This window comes from Streptomyces sp. CRN 30 (genome assembly GCF_034105845.1).
In genome coordinates this window covers 48,018-54,596 of the sequence record NZ_JAVRHI010000477.1, presented here as the reverse complement: position 1 = coordinate 54,596, position 6,579 = coordinate 48,018, and the positions used below count along the sequence as shown (strand labels likewise).

7 protein-coding genes are annotated in these 6,579 nt (G+C 71.7%); 1 reads left to right on the top strand and 6 read right to left on the bottom strand.

The window, feature by feature from the left end:
* Nucleotides 1-38: 38 nt before the first annotated feature.
* Genes urtE through urtA form a run of 5 tightly spaced genes read right to left on the bottom strand, consistent with a single transcriptional unit; the run spans nucleotide 39 to nucleotide 4,739 of the window.
* Complete coding sequence (gene urtE, locus UW392_RS54015) at nucleotides 39-731, bottom strand: urea ABC transporter ATP-binding subunit UrtE (protein WP_320782823.1); 693 nt, start codon at nucleotides 729-731, stop codon at nucleotides 39-41.
* 5 nt (nucleotides 732-736) lie between these two features.
* Nucleotides 737-1,507, bottom strand: coding sequence for an urea ABC transporter ATP-binding protein UrtD (urtD, locus tag UW392_RS54010; protein ID WP_320782821.1), 771 nt, complete (start codon nucleotides 1,505-1,507; stop codon nucleotides 737-739).
* Nucleotides 1,504-2,586, bottom strand: a complete 1,083-nt coding sequence (urtC, locus tag UW392_RS54005) for an urea ABC transporter permease subunit UrtC (RefSeq protein WP_320782820.1) — start codon at nucleotides 2,584-2,586, stop codon at nucleotides 1,504-1,506. Before urtC ends, urtD begins: the two co-directional genes overlap by 4 nt.
* On the bottom strand, nucleotides 2,583-3,467 hold the full coding sequence (urtB, locus tag UW392_RS54000; protein ID WP_320782819.1) for an urea ABC transporter permease subunit UrtB: 885 nt from the start codon (nucleotides 3,465-3,467) through the stop codon (nucleotides 2,583-2,585). Before urtB ends, urtC begins: the two co-directional genes overlap by 4 nt.
* Nucleotides 3,468-3,482: 15 nt before the next feature.
* Nucleotides 3,483-4,739 carry an urea ABC transporter substrate-binding protein gene (gene urtA / locus UW392_RS53995; RefSeq protein WP_320782818.1) on the bottom strand — a complete coding sequence of 419 codons (1,257 nt, stop codon included), beginning with the start codon at nucleotides 4,737-4,739 and terminating at the stop codon, nucleotides 3,483-3,485.
* Between the two features lie 258 nt (nucleotides 4,740-4,997).
* Between urtA and UW392_RS53990 the strand changes: the two genes are divergently transcribed.
* Nucleotides 4,998-6,077, top strand: coding sequence for a substrate-binding domain-containing protein (locus UW392_RS53990; RefSeq protein ID WP_320782817.1), 1,080 nt, complete (start codon nucleotides 4,998-5,000; stop codon nucleotides 6,075-6,077).
* Here UW392_RS53990 and UW392_RS53985 read toward each other — a convergent pair.
* Nucleotides 6,026-6,508: a MarR family winged helix-turn-helix transcriptional regulator gene (locus UW392_RS53985; RefSeq protein ID WP_320782816.1), complete on the bottom strand. Its 483-nt coding sequence runs from the start codon at nucleotides 6,506-6,508 to the stop codon at nucleotides 6,026-6,028. The genes UW392_RS53990 and UW392_RS53985 overlap by 52 nt on opposite strands.
* Nucleotides 6,509-6,579: the final 71 nt, after the last annotated feature.

Below are 6,579 nucleotides of genomic sequence, written 5' to 3'. Positions count from 1 at the left end.
CCCGCGCGATGTCGCGCGGGCCGCCCCCATGTGTGCCGTCATACGCTGAGCGCCGCCCGGACCGTTCCCTCGGCCGCCGTGCCGCCCTCCCCCGTCGAGGTCACCCGGCCGGCCTCCAGGACGTGGTAGTGGCCGGCCGCGCGCATCGCGAAGCCGACGTGCTGTTCCACGAGGAGCACGGAGAGCCCGCCGCGCCGGGTCAGGGCGAGGATCGTCTCCTCGATCTCGGCGACGACGGACGGCTGGATGCCTTCGGTCGGCTCGTCGAGGAGGAGCAGCCGGGGGCGGGTGATCAGGGCGCGCGCGAGCGCCAGTTGCTGGCGCTGGCCGCCCGAGAGCAGTCCCGCACGGCGCCCGGACAGTTCACGCAGGACCGGGAAGAGGTCGAGTGCCTCGGCGGTGGCGGCGGCGCCGTCCCGGCGGCCGTCGGCGACGAGGCGGAGGTTCTCGGCGGTGGTGAGGTGCGGGAAGGACTGCTGGCCCTGCGGTACGTAGGCCATGCCGCGGGCGACCCGCTGGTGCGGGGCGAGCCGGGTGATGTCCTCGCCGTCCAGGACGACGGTCCCGGCGGTGGGCCGGATCAGGCCCATCGCGGTGCGCAGCAGGGTGCTCTTGCCCGCGCCGTTGTGGCCGAGGACGGCCGCGACGCCGTCGCGGGGCACGGTGACGGTGACGCCGTGCAGCACGGTGGTGCGGTCGTAGCCGGCCCGTACGCCGTTGATCTTCAGCACGGGTCTCACGCCTCCTCGGGGACGGGAACGGCGGCGGCCGGTTCCGCCGCACGTCCGAGATAGACCTCCTGGACCCGCGGGTCGGCCTGTACCTCGGCGACCGTGCCCTCGCTGAGGACCCGGCCGGCGTGCAGGACGGTGACGCTGCGGGCGTAGGACCGCATGAAGTCCATGTCGTGCTCGATGACGACGACGGTGCGCTCCTCGCCGACCCGGCGGAGCAGTTCGCCGGTGGCCTCGCGCTCCTCGTGGCTCATGCCCGCGACCGGTTCGTCGAGCAGCAGCAGCCGTACGTCCTGGACGAGCAGCATGCCGATCTCCAGCCACTGTTTCTGGCCGTGGGCGAGGGTGCCCGCCTGGCGGTCGGCGAGCGCGGTGAGGCCGGTGGTGGCGAGGGCCCGGGTCACCTCCTCGGGTGTGTGCTTGCGGCGGCGCAGCAGGGTGAGGGGGCCGCGGCCGGCGCCCGCCGCGATGTCCAGGTTCTGCAGGACGGTGAGTTCCTCGAAGACGGTGGCCGTCTGGAAGGTCCGGCCGATGCCGAGGCGGGCGATGCGGTGGACGGGCCTGCCGAGGATCTCCCGGTCGCCGAAGCGGACCGATCCGGTGGCTCGGGCCAGGCCGGTGACGGCGTCGACGAGGGTGGTCTTGCCGGCGCCGTTGGGTCCGATGAGGAAGCGCAGGTCGCCGGGGCGGACGTCGAGGTCGACGCCGTCGACGGCGGTGAAGGAGTCGAAGGCGACCCGCAGGCCGCGGATGGTCAGTGCCTCGCCGCTCATGCTGTTGCCTCCCGGGTGTCACGGCGTCTGCGGATCAGGGCGGGTACGGAGGCGAGGCCCCCGGGCAGGAAGCCGACCGCGACGACGAAGAGCAGGCCCTGGAAGTAGGTCCAGGCGGCGGGCACGGCGTCGGAGAGGCTGCTCTGCGTCCAGGCGACGGCGATCGCGCCGAGCACCGCGCCCACCAGGGAGGCACGGCCGCCGACGGCCGCGCCGATGACGAAGCCGATGGACGGCACGATGCCGATGAGGGCCGGTGAGATGATGCCGACGGCGGGGACGAACAGCGCTCCGGCGAGGCCCGCGGTGCCGGCGGCGAGGACGTAGGCGACGAGTTTGACGGTGGCGGGGTCGTAGCCGAGGAAGCGGACGCGTTCCTCGGAGTCCCGTACGGCGACGAGGAGTTCGCCGTAGCGGCTGACGAAGAGCTGCCGGGCGGCGGCCATGACCACCAGCAGGGCGGCGGCGATGACGAAGTACACGGTGCGCTGGTTGACCGGGTCGCGCAGGTCGTAGCCGAAGAAGCCCTGGATGTCGGTGAGGCCGTTGGTGCCGCCGGTGGTGGCCTGCTGGCCGACGAGCCAGATGGCCAGGGCGGCGGCCAGGGCCTGGCTGAGGATGGCGAAGTAGGCGCCCTTGACCCGGCGGCGGAAGACGAAGAAGCCGAGGAGGGCGGCGACGGCCATCGGCAGCAGGACGGTCATGGCGAGCGCGAACACCGGGCTGGTGAACGGCTGCCACCACCAGGGCAGCGTGTCGGAGGTGCCGTAGAGCCGCATGAAGTCGGGGAGGGTCTCGCCGGTGGCGGCGGCGTCGGCGAGTTTGAGGTGCATGGCCATGGCGTAGCCGCCGAGGCCGAAGAAGACGCCCTGGCCGAGGACGAGGAGTCCGCCGCGGCCCCAGGCGAGGCTGACGCCGACGGCCACGATGGCGTAACACAGGTATTTGGCGAGGAGGTTGAGCCGGAAGTCGGTCAGGGCGAGCGGGGCGGCGCCGAACAGCAGGACGGCGCCGAGGAGGAACGCGCCGGGGACGCGGAACCGGCGGGATCGTGGGAGCGGTGTCGCGGAAGTCGTCATGCCAGGCTCCGGGTGCGCAGGGTGTACAGGCCCTGGGGCCGCCATTGCAGGAAGGCGACGATCGCCACGAGGACGATCACCTTGGCGACGCTGACGGTGGTCGAGTACTCCAGCACGGACTGGAGGACGCCGAGGACGAAGGCGGTGATGAGGCTGCCCCTGAGCCGGGCGATCCCGCCGACGACGACCACCAGGAAGGCGTCGACGATGTAGTTGGTGCCGGTGGTGGGGCCGATCGGGCCGACGAGGGTGAGGGCGACGCCGGCCACGCCCGCGAGTCCGGAGCCGATGAAGAAGGTGGTCCGGTCGACGCGGCCGGTGGCGATGCCGGACACCTCGGCGAGGTCGCGGTTCTGCACGACCGCGCGGATGCGGCGGCCCAGCGGGGTGAGCCGCAGGGTCAGGGTGAGCGCGGCGACGCAGAGCAGCGCGAGGCCGAGGATGAACAGCCGGCTGTTGGCGAGGGTGACCCCGCCCACCGAGAGGTGCCCGGTGAGCAGGTCGGGGGCGCGGGTCTGCACGTTGGGGGCGCCGAAGACGTCCCGGGCGAGCTGCTGGAGCATGAGGGAGACACCCCAGGTGACGAGGAGGGTGTCCAGCGGGCGGGTGTACAGGCGCCGGATCAGCAGCCACTCCAGCAGGGCGCCGAGGGCGCCGGCGACGAGGAAGGCCACGGGCAGGGCGAGGAGCAGCGGGAGTCCGGCGCCGCCGAGGGCCTGCTGGAGGACGTACGTGGTGTAGGCGCCGGTCATGATGAACTCGCCGTGCGCCATGTTGATGACGCCCATCTGCCCGAAGGTGAGGGTCAGTCCGAGGGCGATGAGGAGGAGGACGGCGCCGATGCTGATGCCGGTGAAGGTCTGGTTGAGGATGACCGTCATGGGGTGCGCTCCCCTTCAGGAGAGCCCGGAGGCCCAGTCGTAGCCCTTCAGGTACGGGTCGGGTTCGATGGGCCTGCCCGAGTTCCACACCTCGGTGATGAGGCCGTCGGCGCCGACCTTGCCGATGCGGGCGGTCTTGGCGACGTGCTGGGTGGCGCCGTCGACGGTGACGGTGCCCTCGGGGGCGTCGTAGGTGATGCCGTCGGCCGCCTTCTTGACGTCGGCGACGTCGAAGGAGCCGGCCTTCTCCACCATCTCCTTCCAGAGATGGACGGAGAGGTAGGCGGCCTCCATCGGGTCGCTGGTCGGCTTGTCCTCGCCGTAGGCGGCGCGGTACGCCTTCACGAAGGCGGTGTTCTCGGCGCCGGGCGTGGTCTGGTAGTAGTTCCACGCCGTGAGCTGGCCCTCCAGGTACTGCGTCCCGATGCTCTTCACCTCCTCCTCGGCGATGGAGACGGAGAGTACGGGCATGCTCTTCGCGGTCATCCCGGAGGACTTGTACTCCTTGAAGAAGGCCACGTTGCTGTCGCCGTTGAGGGTGTTGAAGACCGCGTCGGCGCCGGAGTCCTTGACCTTGTTGACGATGGTGCTGAACTCGGTGGAGCCCAGCGGCGCGTAGTCCTCGCCCATCACCTTCATGCCGGCCGCCTCGGCGTACGCCTTGATCACCTTGTTGGCGGTGCGCGGGAAGACGTAGTCGCTGCCGACCAGGTAGAGCCGGGTCAGGCCCTGCTTCCTCAGGTAGTCGAGGGCGGGCACGATCTGCTGGTTGGTGGTGGCACCGACGTAGAAGATGTACGGGGACTGTTCCAGGCCCTCGTACTGGACCGGGTAGAACAGCAGTGACCTGTACCGCTCGAAGACCGGCTTGACCGCCTTGCGGCTGGCGGAGGTCCAGCAGCCGAAGGTGGCGGCGACCTTGTCGTCGGTGATGAGCGCCTCGGCCTTCTCGGCGAAGGTCGGCCAGTCGGAGGCGCCGTCCTGGCTGACGGCCTGGAGTTTCTTGCCGAGGACGCCGCCGGCGGCGTTGATCTCCTCGACGGCGAGCAGCAGCGCGTTGTGGACGGTGACCTCGCTGATGGCCATGGTGCCCGACAGGGAGTTCAGCAGGCCCACCTTGACGGTGGAGCCCGAGGTGTCCGCCTTGGCGCCGGCGGCGGACGCGGTGCCGTCCTCGCCGGTCTTGGCGCCGCAGGCGCTGAGGGCGGCGGACGCGCCGAGGGCGGACGCGGTGGCCAACAGGCCGCGTCTGGAGATGCGGGAACCGGACATGCACAACCTCCCGGGCTGGTCTCTGGAGAGCGTGCACAGCCTGCGAGGGAAGTGTTTCGACCGCGTTTCCCGGCAATTGAAGAACAGTTTCCGTTGAAAGTATCGAGGTCAGCCAACCTGCCGCCTCACCACGGGGGTTGACCAACAGTCACCTGCCGAATGCACCCAAAGATACTTTCCCCGGAAAGGGTCTGGAACGTACCCGTTGATTGTCATGCCCGTCCCCCCGCCCCTAGGATCCGCCCGCGGAGGTGACGTATGCGCCCGGGATCGACCCTGCGGACCCTGGATTCCCCGGACCCCCTCGTGGTGGCGCTGGTCATCCCGTTGCAGGGGCCCGCGGGCATCTTCGGCCCGGCGTGCGAACTCGCCGCCCGGCTGGCCGCCGAGGAGATCAACGCGGCGGGCGGCATCCTCGGCCGCGAGGTGCGGCTCTTCGTCGTCGACGGCGGCGCTCCCCCGCGGCAGGTGGTGGACACCGTGGAGACGCTGGTGGCGCTGGGCGCGGTCGGCGCGGTGGTGGGCTGGCACATCTCCGCGGTGCGGCGCGCGCTGGCGCCGCGCATCGCCCACCGGGTGCCGTACGTGTACACCGCGCAGTACGAGGGCGGCGAGAACACCCCCGGGGTGTTCCTCACCGGTGAGCGCGACCCGCAGCAGCTGCTGCCCGCGATGCGGCTGCTCGCGGCGGCCGAGGGGGTACGGCGGTGGTGTGTCGTCGGCAACGACTACGTGTGGCCGCGGGTGACCGCCCGGCGGGCGAGGTGGCTCGCCCGGCGGTGCCGCGGCCGGGTGGTCGACGAGGTGTTCGTGCCGCTGGACACCGAGGAGTTCGGCCCGGTGGTGCGCCGGGTGGAGGCGAGCGGCGCGGACGCGGTGCTGATGCTGCTGGTCGGTGACGACGCGGTGCGGTTCAACCGGGCGTTCGCCGGGGCGGGGCTGCACGCGCGCTGTCTGCGGCTGAGCACGCACATGGACGAGAACATGCTCTTCGCCACCGGTGCCGAGGCCACCGAGGGGCTCTGGGCGACGGCCGGTTACTTCGACTCGCTGACGACGGCGGAGAACCTGTCCTTCGGGCTGCGCTACGCCCGCCGGTTCGGCGGCGAGGCACCGCTGCCGGGCAGCCTCGGCGAGTCGTGCTTCGAGGGCCTGTCGCTGCTGGCCGCGCTCGCCGCGCACCACGGGACGCTGGCGGTGGCTACCGGCGGCCGGGCCGACGGCGTCCGCTACGAGGGGCCGCGCGGTGCTCTGCGGCTGCGCGGCAACCATCTGGAGCAGCGGCTCTACCTGGCGCGGGCGGACGCGCTCGACTTCGAGATCGTCTCCCGGCTCTGAGCGTCGCCGTCCGGGTCGAGGTGGTCCGCCAGCCGGGCCAGTGACGCGGCCAGTTCGCCGGTCCACTCCTGTCCGTCGAGGAGTTGGGCCTGCCCCTCCTCGACCAGCGCGGCGACGCGCTGGTGGGTGGCGCGGCCGCGCGGGGAGAGGTAGGCGAGGATCCGGCGGCCGTCCCCCGGGTCCTTGCGGCGGTGGACCAGGTTGGCCGACACCATGCGGTCGACGAGCTTGCTCAGGCTGGGCGCGGGCATCAGGGCGTGTTCGGCGACGTCGGACATGGTGTGCCCGCGGCCGTCCGCGAGCAGGGACATCACCCGCCACTCCTCGACCGTGCACCCCTGCGCCGCGAGTACCTCGGCGAGCCATCTGGTCAGGAGCCGTTCGGCGCTGCTGAGCAGCCTCGGCAGGTCCCTCGGCAACCCCTTCGCCACGCCGGCCCCTCCCCCTTCGCACCCGCCGTGCACCGGACACACGTCGTACGGGACTGGCGTCGACAGTACCC